Raw genomic sequence first — 14,198 nt, 5'->3', positions numbered from 1 at the left:
TGGGCCGCTCCTACAACCCTTCTCCGGATTGCATCCGGGCTACCCAACACCGCCGGCCTTTTTCCCGCACCCGAACCTAAGCGCCCGTAATAATTAAATATTTTTCAAACTCACGCTTGACACCTACCCCTCAAATCCGTCTAATAGCGCCCCGTTAGCCCGGGTAGCTCAGTCGGTAGAGCAGGGGATTGAAAATCCCCGTGTCGGCGGTTCGATTCCGTCCCCGGGCACCACTAACTTCAAGGATCTAGCGCAACGCTAGATCTAGTTCCTAGCTCCAGGGGTACAGTTTCGGTACATCGCCGATGCTCAACCACCCGGAGCAGCGATGAAAGTCTCTACCCTTCCCCATACAAAAATCATTTTTACAGCACCTGAAATCAATGCGATTCCAACATCGCCTTTCAGTCAGCTATCCGAAATCAAAAGTCCTCATTTCTCAAAAATCGATTTACGCCCAGTAAAAGCGTACCGATACGCGAATTTGTTCACTTCCTTCCCGTTATTAGCTTTGAAGCAGATGCAGCAGAGTATGTCTCTAGCTGGCTGCTCTCGTTCATATTGAGAAGGAGACAGCAATGGCAACAATCGTAGGCACCAAATCGAAAACCTGGAAAGCCGTGATACGCCGCATGGGCTACCCGACCGTTAGCAAGACCTTCCGCTTGAAGAAGGCCGCCGAGGACTGGGCAAAGGGTGTTGAGGATGAGATGGCTAGGCGCATCTACATTCAGCGGGCAGCATCTGAAAAGACCACGCTAAGGCAAGCAATGGTGCGCTATCTGGCAGAGGTATCGACCAGCAAGAGCCTGTCAACACAGACATCGGAGAAAACTAAATCTAAGCCCCTAGGAGCCTGTCGGACTTTCTGACTCTTCCTTGCGCTGAAAGTATTCGCGACAATCAAGGCCCTGCAATCGAGAGCCCCGCTGATGAGCCGTTTTGTCCTTGCTGACCGAGACACTGCGTATTTACTACCGCCTTCGGTGAACGAGTGGTTGCCGGCGGATCACTTGGCGCGGTTCGTGGTCGAGGTCATCGAGCAACTCGATTTGAGCGAGCTGACTGGGCAGTATGCGGGGCGGGGTTCAGCTGCCCACCATCCGGCCGTGCTCCTGGGGCTGCTGATATACGGCTACGCCAATGGCGTGCACTCCAGCCGCAAGATCGAACGCGCGACCTATGACTCGGTAGCGTTCCGTTATCTGGCGGCCAACACCCACCCCGATCACGACACCTTGGCTACGTTCCGTCGACGTTTCCGGCAGCAGGTTGAATCGCTGTTCGTCCAGGTGCTGATGCTGGCGCGCGAGATGAAGCTGCTCAAGCTCGGTCATATCGCTCTCGACGGCACCAAGATCGAGGCCAACGCCAGTAAGCACAAGGCCTTGTCCTGGGCGCACGCCAACAAGATCGAGGCGCAGTTACGCCAGGAGGTCCAGCAGTTGCTGGCGCTGGCCGAGAACAGCGACTGCGCCGCCGTACCCGATGGCATGGATGTGCCGGCGGAGATTGCCCGGCGCGAAGATCGGCTCAGCGCGATAGCCCAGGCCAAAGCGAAGATCGAGCAACGTGCAGCTGAGCGACACGCCATTGAGCAACAGCAATTCGAGGCCAAGACGGCCAAGCGTGAGGCCCAGCGCAAGGCTGGAAAGAAACCACGCGGCAAGGATCCAGAACCGCCCGCAGCGGGCCCCAAAGACAGCGATCAAGTCAATCTGACCGATGAAGAGTCACGCATCATGCCCGTCTCCGGTGGCGGCTTCGAGCAGAGCTATAACGCTCAAGCCGGGGTCGACACCGAGACGATGCTGGTGGTCACACAGCATGTAACCCAGGCCTGCAACGACAAGCGCGAAGTGGTTCCCACGCTACAGCGCATAGCCACCTTGCCCGCCGAATTAGGCGAGGTGAAAAGCCTGATTGCGGACAGCGGCTTCTTCAGCCAGGCCAACGTGAGCGCCTGCCACGAAGCCAAGGTCGAACCGCTTCTGGCGCTCAAACGCGAGTCGCACCACACCCCGGTACTGGAGCGCTTTGCCACCGACTCGCCGCTACCACAGACGAGTAACCCAGTCGAACAGATGGCTCACCGACTGAGCACGCAAGAAGGTCGAGCGCTGTACAGGCTACGCAAACAGACGGTCGAACCGGTGTTTGGCATCATCAAGCGAGTGATGGGCTGGCGGCAGATGAGCATGCGCGGCCTGGCCAACGCCCAGGGCGAATGGAGCCTGGTGACCATGGCCTGGAACATCAAGCGTTTGCATGTGCTACGCGCGATGTAACGCGGCCGAAAAGTACGCCCACCCGCGTCCAGGCAGCTGCTCAGGTGCACGAACGGACCGCCTGGGTTCGCGATAGTCAACTCGGATGCTTAGAAAGAACGACCCCGAGCAATCAAAGACCTAAACCCGCGCTGTCATTCCTTTTCGGGTTAAGTCCGACAGGCTCCTAGTCCGAATTCTCGGCGACTACTCACTCGCAGCCCTTACGCCAGACGTTATCGCGAGCTACCGCGACAAGCGCCTCAATGAAGACACCCAGACCAAATCCCACCTGTCAAAACCCAAGGGAAAGGTCAGCAACAGCACCGTGCTACATGAACTTGCCCTACTGAGCCATTTGTTCACCACTGCTATCCGGGAATGGCACATCGGACTGACGATTAATCCAGTGGGCGGAGTACGAAAACCCAAAGCCGGGAAAGGACGCAATCGACGGCTGGAAGTACGGGAAGAAAGCAAGCTACTCGAAGCCGCGCGCGCTTACAGTGCGGATTCCGCGCTGACTCGGACACCCATTCCACGCACATCCGGACAGTGATTCCACGCTGATCCGGACACCCATTCCACGAGCATCCGGACACTGATTCCACAGCCATCCGGACACTTTCTGGCAGGCAGCTACGCAGGATTTATTCACTACCATTGGCCTCTTTTTCGAAGCAGAGAGGTCGTCGTGGAGCGTTTATCCATGCGTAAAATCCGTGAAGTGTTGCGCCTCAAGTTCGATTGCGGGCTGTCTGTCCGTAAGATCTCCCGCAGTCTGGGCATAGGTCACAGCAGTGCCGGTGATTACCTTTGCCGATTCACGGCCTGCGGCCTCTCCTGGCCGCTCCCTACTGAGTTGTCCGACGCAGAGCTGGAGCGGCGCCTGTTCCCGCCACCGCCGGCGGTACCCTCTGAGCAACGACCAACTCCCGACTGGGCCTGGGTGCATGCCGAGCTGCGCCGACCAGGCGTGACCCTGGCACTGCTCTGGCAGGAGTATCGGCTGGGCCAGCCACAGGGCTTCCAGTACAGCTGGTTCTGCGACCACTACCGGGCCTGGCAGGGCAAACTGGATGTGGTGATGCGCCAGGAGCATCGCGTCGGCGAGAAGCTGTTTGTCGACTATGCCGGCCAGACGGTGCCGGTGATCGACCGTCACAGCGGCGAGATTCGTCAGGCGCAGGTGTTCGTCGCGGTGCTCGGTGCCTCCAGCTACACCTTCGCCGAGGCCACCTGGTCGCAGCAGTTGCCCGACTGGCTGGGCTCCCATGCCCGTTGCTTCGCCTTCCTCGGCGGGGTGCCGGAGATCGTGGTGCCGGACAACCTGCGCAGTGCGGTGAGCAAGGCCCATCGCTACGAACCGGACATCAACCCCAGCTACCGCGACTTGGCCGAGCACTATGGCGTGGCGGTGGTGCCGGCGCGGGCGCGTAAGCCCCGCGACAAGGCCAAGGCCGAGGTCGGCGTGCAGGTGGTCGAGCGCTGGATCCTCGCCGCCTTGCGCCATCGCCAGTTCTTCTCCCTGGACGAGCTCAACACGGCCATCGCCGTGCTGCTGGAGCGGCTCAACCAACGGCCGTTCAAGAAGCTGCCGGGCTCCCGGCAGTCGGCCTTCGCCAGCCTGGATCGCCCGGCTCTGCGCCCGTTGCCGGAGCAGCCCTACGTCTATGCCGAGTGGAAGAAGGCGCGGGTGCACATCGACTACCACGTCGAGGTTGACGGGCATTACTACTCGGTGCCCTACCAGCTGGTGAAGAAGCAGCTGGAGGTGCGCCTGACGGCCCGCACCGTGGAGTGCTTCCACGCCAACCAGCGGGTGGCCAGCCACGTACGCTCCCTGCACAAAGGCCGGCACAGCACGCAGACCGAGCACATGCCCAAGAGCCATCGCGAGCATGCCGAGTGGACGCCTCAACGGCTTATCCGCTGGGCCGAGCAGACCGGCCCGAACACCGCCGGCGTAATCAGCCACATCCTCGAACGGCGCGTGCATCCGCAGCATGGCTACCGCGCTTGCCTGGGCATCCTGCGCCTGGGCAAGCACCACGGCGAAGAACGGCTGGAAGCCGCCTGCCAGCGCGCCCTAAGCCTCGGTGCCTGTAGCTACAAAAGCCTCGAATCGATTCTGCGCCAAGGCCTGGAAAACCTGCCGCTGGCTCAACAGAACCTACCCCTACTACCGGACGACCACGCCAACCTGCGCGGCCCCGGCTACTACCACTGAACAAAGGAATCCCACCATGCTGCCTCACCCGACCCTAGACAAGCTGCAAACCCTGCGCCTGCACGGCATGCTCAAAGCCCTCGCCGAGCAACTGAAAACACCCGACATCGACAGCCTGAGCTTCGAAGAACGCCTCGGCCTGTTGGTCGATCGCGAGCTGACCGAGCGCGACGACAAGCGCCTGAGCAACCGCCTACGCCAGGCCCGGCTCAAGCACAACGCCTGCCTCGAAGACATCGACTACCGCGCCCCGCGCGGGCTGGACAAGGCGCTGATCCTGCAACTGCGCAGCGGCCAGTGGCTGCGCGACGGCCTCAACCTGATCATCGGCGGCCCCACCGGCGTCGGCAAAACCTGGCTGGCCTGCGCCCTGGCCCACCAGGCCTGCCGGGACGGCTGCAGCGTGCGCTATCTGCGCCTGCCACGGCTGCTGGAAGAACTGGGCCTGGCACATGGCGACGGCCGCTTCGTCAAGCTGATGAGCAGCTACGCCAAGACCGACCTGCTGATCCTCGATGACTGGGGCCTGGCACCGTTCACCAACGAACAGCGCCGCGACATGCTGGAGCTGCTGGACGACCGCTACGGCCAACGCTCAACCATCGTGACCAGTCAGATGCCGGTGGACAACTGGCACGAACTGATCGGCGATCCGACCCTGGCCGACGCCATCCTCGACCGCCTGGTGCACAACGCCTACCGGATCAACCTGAAGGGAGAGTCGATGCGCAGGCGGGCGAAGAAATTGACGACGCCGGGCACCTCAGACTAACAATGCATATCCTGCGTCGCTGCGCTCCGACTGCCTGTCCGGATGACCGTGGAACAGGTGTCCGGATCAGCGTGGGCTGAGTGTCCGAATGGCGTGGAATCCGCACATAGCGCTTTAAATACCTTCATAGACTGCTCTCCTTGATCATCTGGCCACGGCTTATATCAGGGCTTGCGAGAGGCAGAACAAATCGCGGGCATGTATACCCAACACGCTACCGGCGAAGGTAACGGCTTGAATGCCAACCAACTGCGCCAGATCGGAATGACCGAGCCACTCCAGCCGACGAAAAAGCATCCATGAAGGAATAAGAGCAAGGGTTGCCCACCAGAGTGCAGGCAGCGGCAACCCCAGCATCCCGACCAGGGAAAAGAGCATCAGATGTACGCACGCATAGGCTGAGAAGCCAACGAACAACGGGTGTTGAACAACATTGGTTGAATGAGACATACCTACCTCCATCAATGATTGGAGCCAACAGGTTCATCCAACAAACTGCGTGCCAGTAGATGCAGCGGCAACCAAAAAAGCGAAGGGGTAATCACTGAAACATGCAGCCATGTCTCGCCCTGAGCGCGATACCATTGCAGTGCCGGCAGTAGGCTTCCGGCGTCATCTGCACAAATGGATGGCATGCCTTGCTCGATGGAGCAGACCACCATTTGCGCCTGCTCGCCCTGCAACTGCAGGCTGACATTGATGACACTGCCAGGCCTGGCATGAGCGGCACCACCGAGCACATCAACAAGGGTTGGTAAATCCAACTGCAAAGAGAAACCTGGCCGGAGGTTTGCCGACATGCGCGCGGTGAACGGATTTACCGGCAGACTCCAGTTCTTCAACGCACCCGGTATGAAATCCTCACACTGCAGGTAGCGCAGATCTACATCATCAAATTCATCATGCATCATCGGCGGCAAGCCTCCGCTCGAATGGCGTGATGCACGCTGCGCTCGATACAGTGCGCACGCCACCAAATGCGCAGCGCATCGCTCAATGGTGCCCACTCGCCAAAATCGCGCTGTTGCTCGCGCACTTGTCCATGCAGCTCAACCACCTGCGGAACCAGGTGGAGCCGCTCATCTGCAACGTGTAGGCAAACGGCTGCCCGAGCCAGCAAACATCTACGCACAATGCTCATCACCGTACTGCCTTGGCAGCAACGATCTGCGAACGCTCGTAATCGCTACTGCACTGCAGAGCGTTGACACGCTGGGCAATGAGCTCAGCTTGCAAGTAAGAACTCAGCTCGGGATGTTTCAGGGGCACGAAATCAGGCAATTCCCAGCTGAGCCCAACCAATCGGGGGCCTGGGGCTACGTGGACAGAGCAACACTGCAAACTAATTAGTTGGGTGTCGAGATACGCAATCAGCTCAGCGCTGACGTAAGGCGGGACTAGAGGTATCACGTTAGAAAGCTCCATGTTTGCGGAGCTCAATTTTTCAACGCGAGCATGCGTGCCACTACAGGCAATCTTGACCGATTCACTGCTGATTTTCTGAAACCCAAGCTTTTGCCTCGGCCAGACTGTGGAACCCTTGCATGCCCAGAAGCACATAGACGATGTAACTGTAGCCACGAAATTCAAGCTTAAGGTGGTGAATCTCGTAAGCGGGTTGCTTGGAGCGTCGCTCGCCAACATATCGAGCGATGACGTGCCACTGCTTTTTGGTTGGTGCAACTTTGCGGAATCTCATAACCGATCGCCCCGCAGCAGAGCCTGACCAGAAACCCAATAGATCGGCCGATAAGCTAGTTTTGATATCGGGCTACTTTGCGCAGCCAGTTGTAGGTCGGGTATTGTCTCGTCCACTTGTCACCTCAGATTAGTTATTTACCTACATCTAATAACAGTGCCTAAGTGAACAAATCTGGTGACTATCGATGGATTAAATCTGCCGAGCACTCAGCTCCCTTTCCGAGCGAACGTGCCTACATCGAAGGCAGAAGCCCCCTGTGCGATGACAGACACCGGACTTCTAGTGTCAAATCCCCAATAGATGGCTAGCATCTCCAAGATTGCGGACGCCCGTGATTGGATAAAACGTGCCCTATGACGCCTGCTGAGCAACGGATTCAAAACGAGGCAATCGCATTTGCGAGAGCCCACAAAAAGGTCATCGCGAAGCGGCTGACCGACAAAGCGATCCACGCACCTGAGGAGGAGCCAGTATCAGTTTTCATGGCAGGCTCGCCCGGCGCGGGGAAGACAGAGGCCTCCCTGGAACTCCTGAATTTTTTCAGCGACTCTCCACCCCTACGAATCGATCCTGACGAGCTCCGATCCGAGCTCCCAGGGTATACCGGTGGAAACGCCTGGCTCTTTCAAGCCGCTGTTTCGATCCTAGTCGAGAAAATCATCGATCTTGCATTCGATAACCGGCAGTCATTCCTGCTCGATGGGACCTTGGCAAACCTGGAAAAGGCTAGGGACAACATCCGCAGGTCTTTGCGGAAAGGCAGATACGTCCAGGTGTTATACGTTTATCAAGACCCGCTACTGGCCTGGCAATTCGTCCAGGCCCGCGAAGAAGCCGAAGGCAGACGAATTCGTCCCGAGCATTTCGTCGATCAATACTTTGCCGCGCGTGACGTTGTGAATGCTCTTAAGCTAGAGTTCGGCAAAGAGGTACACGTGGACCTGTTACTGAAGCATCTTGATAACTCCAGCCGCCTCTACAAGGCTGGGGTAGACAAAATCGACTACCACATACCTGAGAACTACAGTAGGAAAGACCTCAGTGCTAAACTGGGCTTGAACGACGGAGCGAACCCATGATTACTCTTAAGCTAGCATCCCGTAAGGGTGCCAAGAGCCCCTTTGCTGACTTCATCCGCAACGCCAAGTCTGAAGAAAAAAAGCGGGTGTACAACACAGTGCTAACTGAGGCAACAAAGCGACAAAATGAAGTATTGACTGCCGCACAAGCATCAAGAGCCTAATCCAACCCTCAAAGCCCCGCCGATGCGGGGCTTTGAGTTTCTAGAAATCAAATAACTACTCAGAGCGCTTCATGCATCGCAAGCAACCTGAATGACTGACGGGGACAGCACCTCCTCGCTCCTCTTCTCAGGTACCCAGCCAGTACAGAGCCGTCTTCGCGAAGGTGCTCTGCAGGTACACTGATCAAGACCTGATAAATTTGCCAAAACCCGCTTAACACCCTGTATTTACAAGGCCTTAAGACTTGTCACGAACGCCCATGACGGATAACCTAAGCTGGACACGCTTGATTGTTCTGTAATTGAAAATCCCAGTGTCGGCGGTTCGATTCCGTCCCCGGGCACCAAATACAGAGAAAGGCTCACAGCGATGTGGGCCTTTTCTTTATCTACAGAAAGCTATCTGCAGCAAACCGGCGACACCGCTCGCCGCCGTGTTCAGCACCGTCAGCCACCAGGGACGCCCGCTGCCATGTATGCCCTGACGCCCCCTAGCAGCGACCACACGCACCCCGTCCCAACGGGCATTCGCCCAGTTGCTTATTGGCCTGCCCATGCGCCGCATGGCCGACCACCACGCACCGAGCCCGGCAACAATCAAGTAATCCTTGACGGTTCACCCGCCCGCCAGATCAGCCGCCGCACCCAGCGCGATACCGCACTCGCCGTCCGCCAACCCTGATTCAGCCAAGAAGAAGCCCATGAGCCATAGCCCCATCAGCCAGGACGAAATCAACGCCATCATCTGGAAGTCGTGCGACACCTTCCGGGGCAGCGTGGATGCCAGCGACTACAAGAACTACGTGCTGACCATGCTGTTCTTGAAGTACCTGAGCGACGTCTGGCAGGACCACTACGAGGGCTACCAAGCCAAGTACGGCAACGAGCCGGCGCTGATCGCCGCCATGATGAAGACCGAGCGCTTTGTGCTGCCCGAGCAGGCCAACTTCTACAGCCTGCATGACAAACGCCACCTGCCCGGCAACGGCGAGCGCATCGACGAAGCCCTGCACGCCATCGAAGACGCCAACAGCGCCAAGCTGCGCGGCGTGTTCCAGGACATCAGCTTTAACGCCAACAAGCTCGGCGAAGAAAAAAGCAAAAACAACCTGCTGCGCCACCTGCTCGAAGACTTCGCCCAGGCGGACATGAACCTGCGCCCCTCGCGCATCGGCAGCCAGGACATTATCGGCAACGCCTACGAATTTCTGATTTCGCGCTTTGCCGCCGGTGCCGGCAAAACCGCCGGCGAGTTCTACACCCCGGCCCAGGTCAGCGATTTGCTCGCCGAACTGCTCGACCCGCAGCCCGGCGAGCAGATTTGCGACCCAGCCTGCGGCTCGGCCTCGTTGCTGATGAAATGCGGGCGCAAGGTGCTGGAGAAGACCGGCTCGCGCAACTACGCCCTGTTTGGCCAGGAATCCATCGGTGCCACCTGGGCCCTGGCCAAGATGAACCTGTTTCTGCACGGCGAAGAAAACCACGACCTGCGTTGGGGCGACAGCATCCGCCACCCGCAGCTGCTGGATGCCAGCGGCGGCCTAATGCACTTCGATGTGGTGACCGCCAACCCGCCCTTCTCCCTGGAGAAATGGGGCGTCGAACAGGCCGAGCACGACAAGTTCGGCCGCTTCCAGCGCGGCATCCCGCCGAAAACCAAGGGCGACTACGCCTTTATCCTGCATATGATCGAAACCCTTAAACCCGGTACGGGCCGTATGGGCGTAGTGGTGCCCCACGGCGTGCTGTTCCGTGGCGGCAGTGAAGGCAAGATCCGCCAGGCGCTGATCGAGGAAAACCTGCTGGATGCCGTCATCGGCCTGCCGGAAAAACTGTTCTTCGGCACCGGCATCCCGGCGGCGATTCTGCTGTTTCGCAAAAGCAAAAGCAGCGAAGACGTGATCTTTATCGACGCCTCCCGCGACTTTATGGCCGGCAAAAACCAGAACCAACTCGGCCCCCAGCAGTTGGAACGCATCGTCAGCGCCTACCGCGCCCGCCAGCACCAGAGCCGCTACGCCGAATGCGTTAGCCTGCAAGCCATCCGCGATAATGACTACAACCTCAATATCCCGCGCTATGTGGATACCTTTGAGACTGAGGGCGAGATTGATCTGCTGGCGATCAAGGCCGAGCGTGAGAGGTTGGAGCGGGAGTTGGTGGAGTTAAAGCGGGAGATGGATGGGTATTTGCGGGAGCTGGGTTATGAATAATCTGCCCGCTGGCTGGCAAGAAAAAACCGTCAAAGATGTTTGCACGCTACAAAATGGCAACGGTTTCAAACCCAGTGAATGGCGTGACACCGGTTTGCCAATCATCCGCATTCAAAACCTGAATGGCAGCAAAGACTTCAACTATTTCTCCGGAAAGCCAAAACCCAGCTGGCTTATTTCACCTGGAGAAATTCTATTTGCCTGGGCAGGAACAAAAGGCGTTTCCTTTGGCCCCTTCATCTGGACGGGTCCACAAGGTGTGCTTAATCAGCATATTTTCCGCACGACACCAAGAGACGCAGTAGATAAGGACTGGCTCTACTACTCACTGAAGCGGCTGACATTTGAGATAGAAGGCAAGGCCCACGGATTCAAGGCAACACTTTTGCACGTATCCAAGGGTGACATCGAAGGCCAGAAGCTGCTTGTGCCTCCACATCATGAACAGATCCAGATCGCCCAGATCCTTTCCACCTGGGACAAAGCCATCACCACCACCGAGCGCCTACTTGCCAATAGCCAGCAGCAGAAGCAAGCACTAATGCAGCAGTTGCTGACGGGAAGAAAACGCCTCCTTGGCTTTTCAGGACACTTTAGACTCCAACACTTTTCAGAGCTTCTCGATATTGATAGCAAGAGTTTGGGAAGCAAAACTCCAGAAGACTTTGAGTTCAAATATATTTCCCTGTCCGACGTTAATTCCGGAAATATTTCTTACGATCTCGAATCACACAAATTTAAAGATGCACCAAGCAGAGCAAGACGCCTCATCAGCGCCGGAGATATTTTACTAGCAACGGTGAGACCTAACCTTCGAGGGTTCGCTAAAGTAAAAAAGCAACACAATGGCTTTGTGGCCTCCACGGGCTTTTCAGTGCTTACGCCCAAGGAAGGTATCTGTGGCGACTACGTTTACCACTACATATTCAGCCCGCATATAACCGAACAGATAAACACCTTGGTAGTAGGATCGAACTACCCGGCAATTAACTCCTCTGATGTAGCAAACCTCTTAATGTATTGCCCGGATTATAAAGAGCAGGCCGCCATCGCCAGGGCATTGAATAACTGCGATGCAACAATAAGCGCGCAGCAAAAACAACTTGCCTGCCTGATACTTGAGAAAAAAGCCCTGATGCAACAACTGCTCACCGGCCAGCGCCGGGTGCGACTGGACGACGAGCTGGAAGAGGAGCCGCAGATTCGTAGGGCAATGAGATGGACTCCTCCCTCCTACGGCGTCTATGCGCCAGACTGAGGTTGTCACAACCAAACAGCCACGAAGGGAGGAGTCACCATGAAACTTAAGCGAATCGGCATCGATTTGGCAAAACAGGTTTTTCAAGTTCATGGCGTCGATAGCCACGAGCAGGTGAAGTGCCGTAAGCAGCTCAAGCGTTCACAGATGCTGGATTTTTTCCGCCAACAAGAGCCGTGCTTGGTGGCGATGGAGGCCTGTGGTAGTTCGCATTACTGGGCGCGCGAGCTGGGCAAGTTGGGGCATGAAGTGCGGTTGATTGCGCCGCAGTTCGTCAAACCCTACGTCAAGAGTGGTAAGAACGACGCCAACGACGCGGAGGCGATTTGCGAGGCTGCCAGCCGACCCACGATGCGTTATGTCGCGGTGAAGAGTGCCGAGCAGCAAGCTGGGCAGTCGGTGCACCGGATCAGAAGCCGGTTAATCAGGGCGCGTACAGCGTTGGTTAACGAGATACGTGGCCTGCTTGGCGAGTTCGGTTTGGTGGCGAGTCGCCAGGGAATAGCGGCCACCCGCGCGTTGCTGCAGCAGGCGCTGGACGAACACCAGACATTACCGGGCGAGCTGCACGAAATGCTCGAGTTATTGCGTGATGAGCTGCAGGGACAGGATGAGCGAGTCAAACAGTTGGACAGCATGCTTCACCGTCAGGTTAAGACGGATGAGCGTGTCCAGCGTTTGCTGCAGGTGGAGGGCGTTGGCCCGATCAGCGCGACTGCCGTGGTGTCTGCAGTGGGTGATGCACGGCAGTTCAGTTCGGGCAGACAGTTCGCGGCCTGGCTGGGATTAGTGCCGAGCCAGCATTCAAGTGGCGGCAAAGAGCGTCTGGGGCACATCAGCAAAAAGGGTGACTGTTACCTGCGCACGTTATTGGTCCATGGCGCTCGTGCGGTGCTGAAGACCTGTAAGGAAAAGACGGATCGACGCAGCACCTGGCTGCAGCAGTTGCAGTGTCGACGCAACACAAATATCGCCACGGTCGCCCTGGCGAACAAGAATGCCCGGATCATCTGGGCGATCCTCAGCAAGGGGGAAGACTATCAACCTGCTGAGGCGTAAACCTGAAGTACCCAAGCTGGAATGAAGTGACACCGTAGAAGATCCACCACGATTGCACAGTGACATGCAGTGATGACGAACCGGTCGAGCCGGCATGTGTAAAACCTGCTTTACCCACAGGCCCTCTGTAAACCAAGGCCGCTAGGGCGATCAGGAACACATGAGCGGATATTCATCATGGCTCAAGGCACCCAACGCCTTATCAGAAGCCGGATATACGGAAGCAGTCGTACCTAGGTTCGTTGGATGTGTATTTCACTGGCAAAACGGGAGGAGTCCATATATGGGTTAGGCCGCGCCCGCTCCCGGCGGGCTTTCGGCATTCACCCCATCCATGGGGATTGCGCCTGTTACCCTCGCAAGGCCACGGCCAAGCCCGACTGCGCCGTAACCCACCATGGCGACCTACCGGCAAACCGCAATGGTGGATGGGTGAAGCGTCATCCACCCTACGAAAAACCTGCTGCAACAACAAATCACTGGCCAGCGTGTAGGGTGGATAACGCTGTTTTTATCCACCTTAAAATCGCCACGGTGGATGGGTGAAGCGTCATCCGCCTTACGAAAAATCGGATGTCACAACGGCTCACCGGCCAACGCCGAGTACGGCAGGACAACGAGGTGGAGGCCTTATTGGTGTGGGAGGAGCCGGGCGACGCTCCGCTTTAGCCGCGACTTGCGGCATCGCGGCTAAAGCCCCTCCCACAAGCAGCGCATTGCCCTACGCACTCGTCCAAACACCGCCGCTATCACCCGAACCACGGAGCTGCATATGAAAACCGACCCACTCAGCGACGCCGAACTGGATTATGTCGAAGGCATCCTGCTCAAGTACGGCAACGATGACTCGATCCTCGACGCCAGCAAGCTGGACGGCTTTTTCACCGCGCTGATCTCCGGCCCCGAGATACTGCCACCCAGCCTTTGGCTGCCCGCGCTGTGGGGCGGCGAGCTGCCCAAGTTCGACTGGGCAAGCGCCGAGATGCAGCGCTTTATGGACCTGCTGATTCAACACATCAACAACTGCGTGTTGATGCTGATGGAATACCCCGCCGAGTTCGCCGCCCTGTTCAGCACCCGCGAGTACGAGGGCGAAACCCTGACCATCGTTGAGGAATGGTGCTTCGGCTATATGCGCGGCGTGGCCCTCGGCCAATGGCCGGCACTGCCGGAAGCCGAGGCCGCGCACCTGGCGGCCATCGAACTGCACGGCAGCGAAGCCAACTTCCCGCTTCTGGAGCAGATGAGCCAAGCCGAGCATCAGCAATCGGTCAGCGCCATCGAGCCCGCCGTGCGCGCCCTGCATGCGTATTGGCTAACGCAACGCAGCCAAGCGACCCGCCCAGCACAAGCCCCCGTGCAGGCAACACCCAAAGCCGGTCGCAACGACCCCTGCCCGTGCGGCAGCGGCAAGAAGTTCAAGCAGTGCTGCCTGCACTAAGCACGGCCAACCG

General features: G+C 57.9%; 13 protein-coding genes and 1 tRNA gene. 11 read left to right on the top strand and 3 right to left on the bottom strand.

What is annotated here, in order from left to right; translation table 11 throughout:
- Positions 1–157 precede the first annotated feature (157 nt).
- From AC0T4W_RS23335 to istB, 5 genes are all read left to right on the top strand, one after another.
- A tRNA-Phe gene (locus AC0T4W_RS23335) sits at positions 158–233 on the top strand.
- 345 nt (positions 234–578) lie between these two features.
- On the top strand, positions 579–872 hold the full coding sequence (locus tag AC0T4W_RS23330; RefSeq protein WP_476323396.1) for a hypothetical protein: 294 nt from the start codon (positions 579–581) through the stop codon (positions 870–872).
- A 60-nt stretch (positions 873–932) separates the two neighbouring features.
- Positions 933–2,288, top strand: a complete 1,356-nt coding sequence (locus AC0T4W_RS23325) for an IS1182 family transposase (protein WP_476315485.1) — start codon at positions 933–935, stop codon at positions 2,286–2,288.
- Positions 2,289–2,976: 688 nt separating this feature from the next.
- Positions 2,977–4,497, top strand: coding sequence for an IS21 family transposase (gene istA, locus AC0T4W_RS23320; RefSeq protein WP_476314783.1), 1,521 nt, complete (start codon positions 2,977–2,979; stop codon positions 4,495–4,497).
- A gap of 16 nt (positions 4,498–4,513) precedes the next feature.
- The gene (gene istB / locus AC0T4W_RS23315) at positions 4,514–5,269 is read left to right on the top strand and encodes an IS21-like element helper ATPase IstB (protein WP_476316371.1); all 756 of its coding nucleotides are present in this window, start codon (positions 4,514–4,516) and stop codon (positions 5,267–5,269) included.
- Positions 5,270–5,428: 159 nt separating this feature from the next.
- Here istB and AC0T4W_RS23310 read toward each other — a convergent pair whose 3' ends face one another.
- The 3 genes from AC0T4W_RS23310 to AC0T4W_RS23300 form a co-directional block, all read right to left on the bottom strand.
- Positions 5,429–5,719: a hypothetical protein gene (locus AC0T4W_RS23310; protein WP_476323393.1), complete on the bottom strand. Its 291-nt coding sequence runs from the start codon at positions 5,717–5,719 to the stop codon at positions 5,429–5,431.
- An 11-nt stretch (positions 5,720–5,730) separates the two neighbouring features.
- Positions 5,731–6,180 (bottom strand): hypothetical protein, encoded by a 450-nt coding sequence (locus tag AC0T4W_RS23305; RefSeq protein WP_476323390.1) that lies wholly within the window; start codon positions 6,178–6,180, stop codon positions 5,731–5,733.
- 575 nt (positions 6,181–6,755) lie between these two features.
- Positions 6,756–6,968 carry a hypothetical protein gene (locus tag AC0T4W_RS23300; RefSeq protein ID WP_476323387.1) on the bottom strand — a complete coding sequence of 71 codons (213 nt, stop codon included), beginning with the start codon at positions 6,966–6,968 and terminating at the stop codon, positions 6,756–6,758.
- Between the two features lie 356 nt (positions 6,969–7,324).
- On the opposite strand from AC0T4W_RS23300, the gene AC0T4W_RS23295 reads away from it, so the two are divergent.
- From AC0T4W_RS23295 to AC0T4W_RS23270, 6 genes are all read left to right on the top strand, one after another.
- Positions 7,325–8,050 (top strand): zeta toxin family protein, encoded by a 726-nt coding sequence (locus AC0T4W_RS23295; protein ID WP_476323384.1) that lies wholly within the window; start codon positions 7,325–7,327, stop codon positions 8,048–8,050.
- Positions 8,047–8,214 (top strand): hypothetical protein, encoded by a 168-nt coding sequence (locus tag AC0T4W_RS23290; RefSeq protein WP_476323381.1) that lies wholly within the window; start codon positions 8,047–8,049, stop codon positions 8,212–8,214. The genes AC0T4W_RS23295 and AC0T4W_RS23290 overlap by 4 nt, the downstream gene beginning before the upstream one ends.
- Positions 8,215–8,915: 701 nt before the next feature.
- Complete coding sequence (locus AC0T4W_RS23285; protein ID WP_476323378.1) at positions 8,916–10,427, top strand: type I restriction-modification system subunit M; 1,512 nt, start codon at positions 8,916–8,918, stop codon at positions 10,425–10,427.
- Complete coding sequence (locus tag AC0T4W_RS23280; protein ID WP_476323375.1) at positions 10,420–11,685, top strand: restriction endonuclease subunit S; 1,266 nt, start codon at positions 10,420–10,422, stop codon at positions 11,683–11,685. Before AC0T4W_RS23285 ends, AC0T4W_RS23280 begins: the two co-directional genes overlap by 8 nt.
- 39 nt (positions 11,686–11,724) lie before the next feature.
- On the top strand, positions 11,725–12,744 hold the full coding sequence (locus tag AC0T4W_RS23275; RefSeq protein WP_476319515.1) for an IS110 family RNA-guided transposase: 1,020 nt from the start codon (positions 11,725–11,727) through the stop codon (positions 12,742–12,744).
- Between the two features lie 772 nt (positions 12,745–13,516).
- Positions 13,517–14,185: a YecA/YgfB family protein gene (locus AC0T4W_RS23270; RefSeq protein ID WP_476323372.1), complete on the top strand. Its 669-nt coding sequence runs from the start codon at positions 13,517–13,519 to the stop codon at positions 14,183–14,185.
- The last annotated feature ends 13 nt before the right edge of the window (positions 14,186–14,198 follow it).

Source organism: Pseudomonas sp. C7.1, assembly GCF_056312395.1.
The sequence above is the reverse complement of the archived record's forward strand: the minus strand, read 5'-3'. Positions and strand labels throughout refer to the sequence as shown.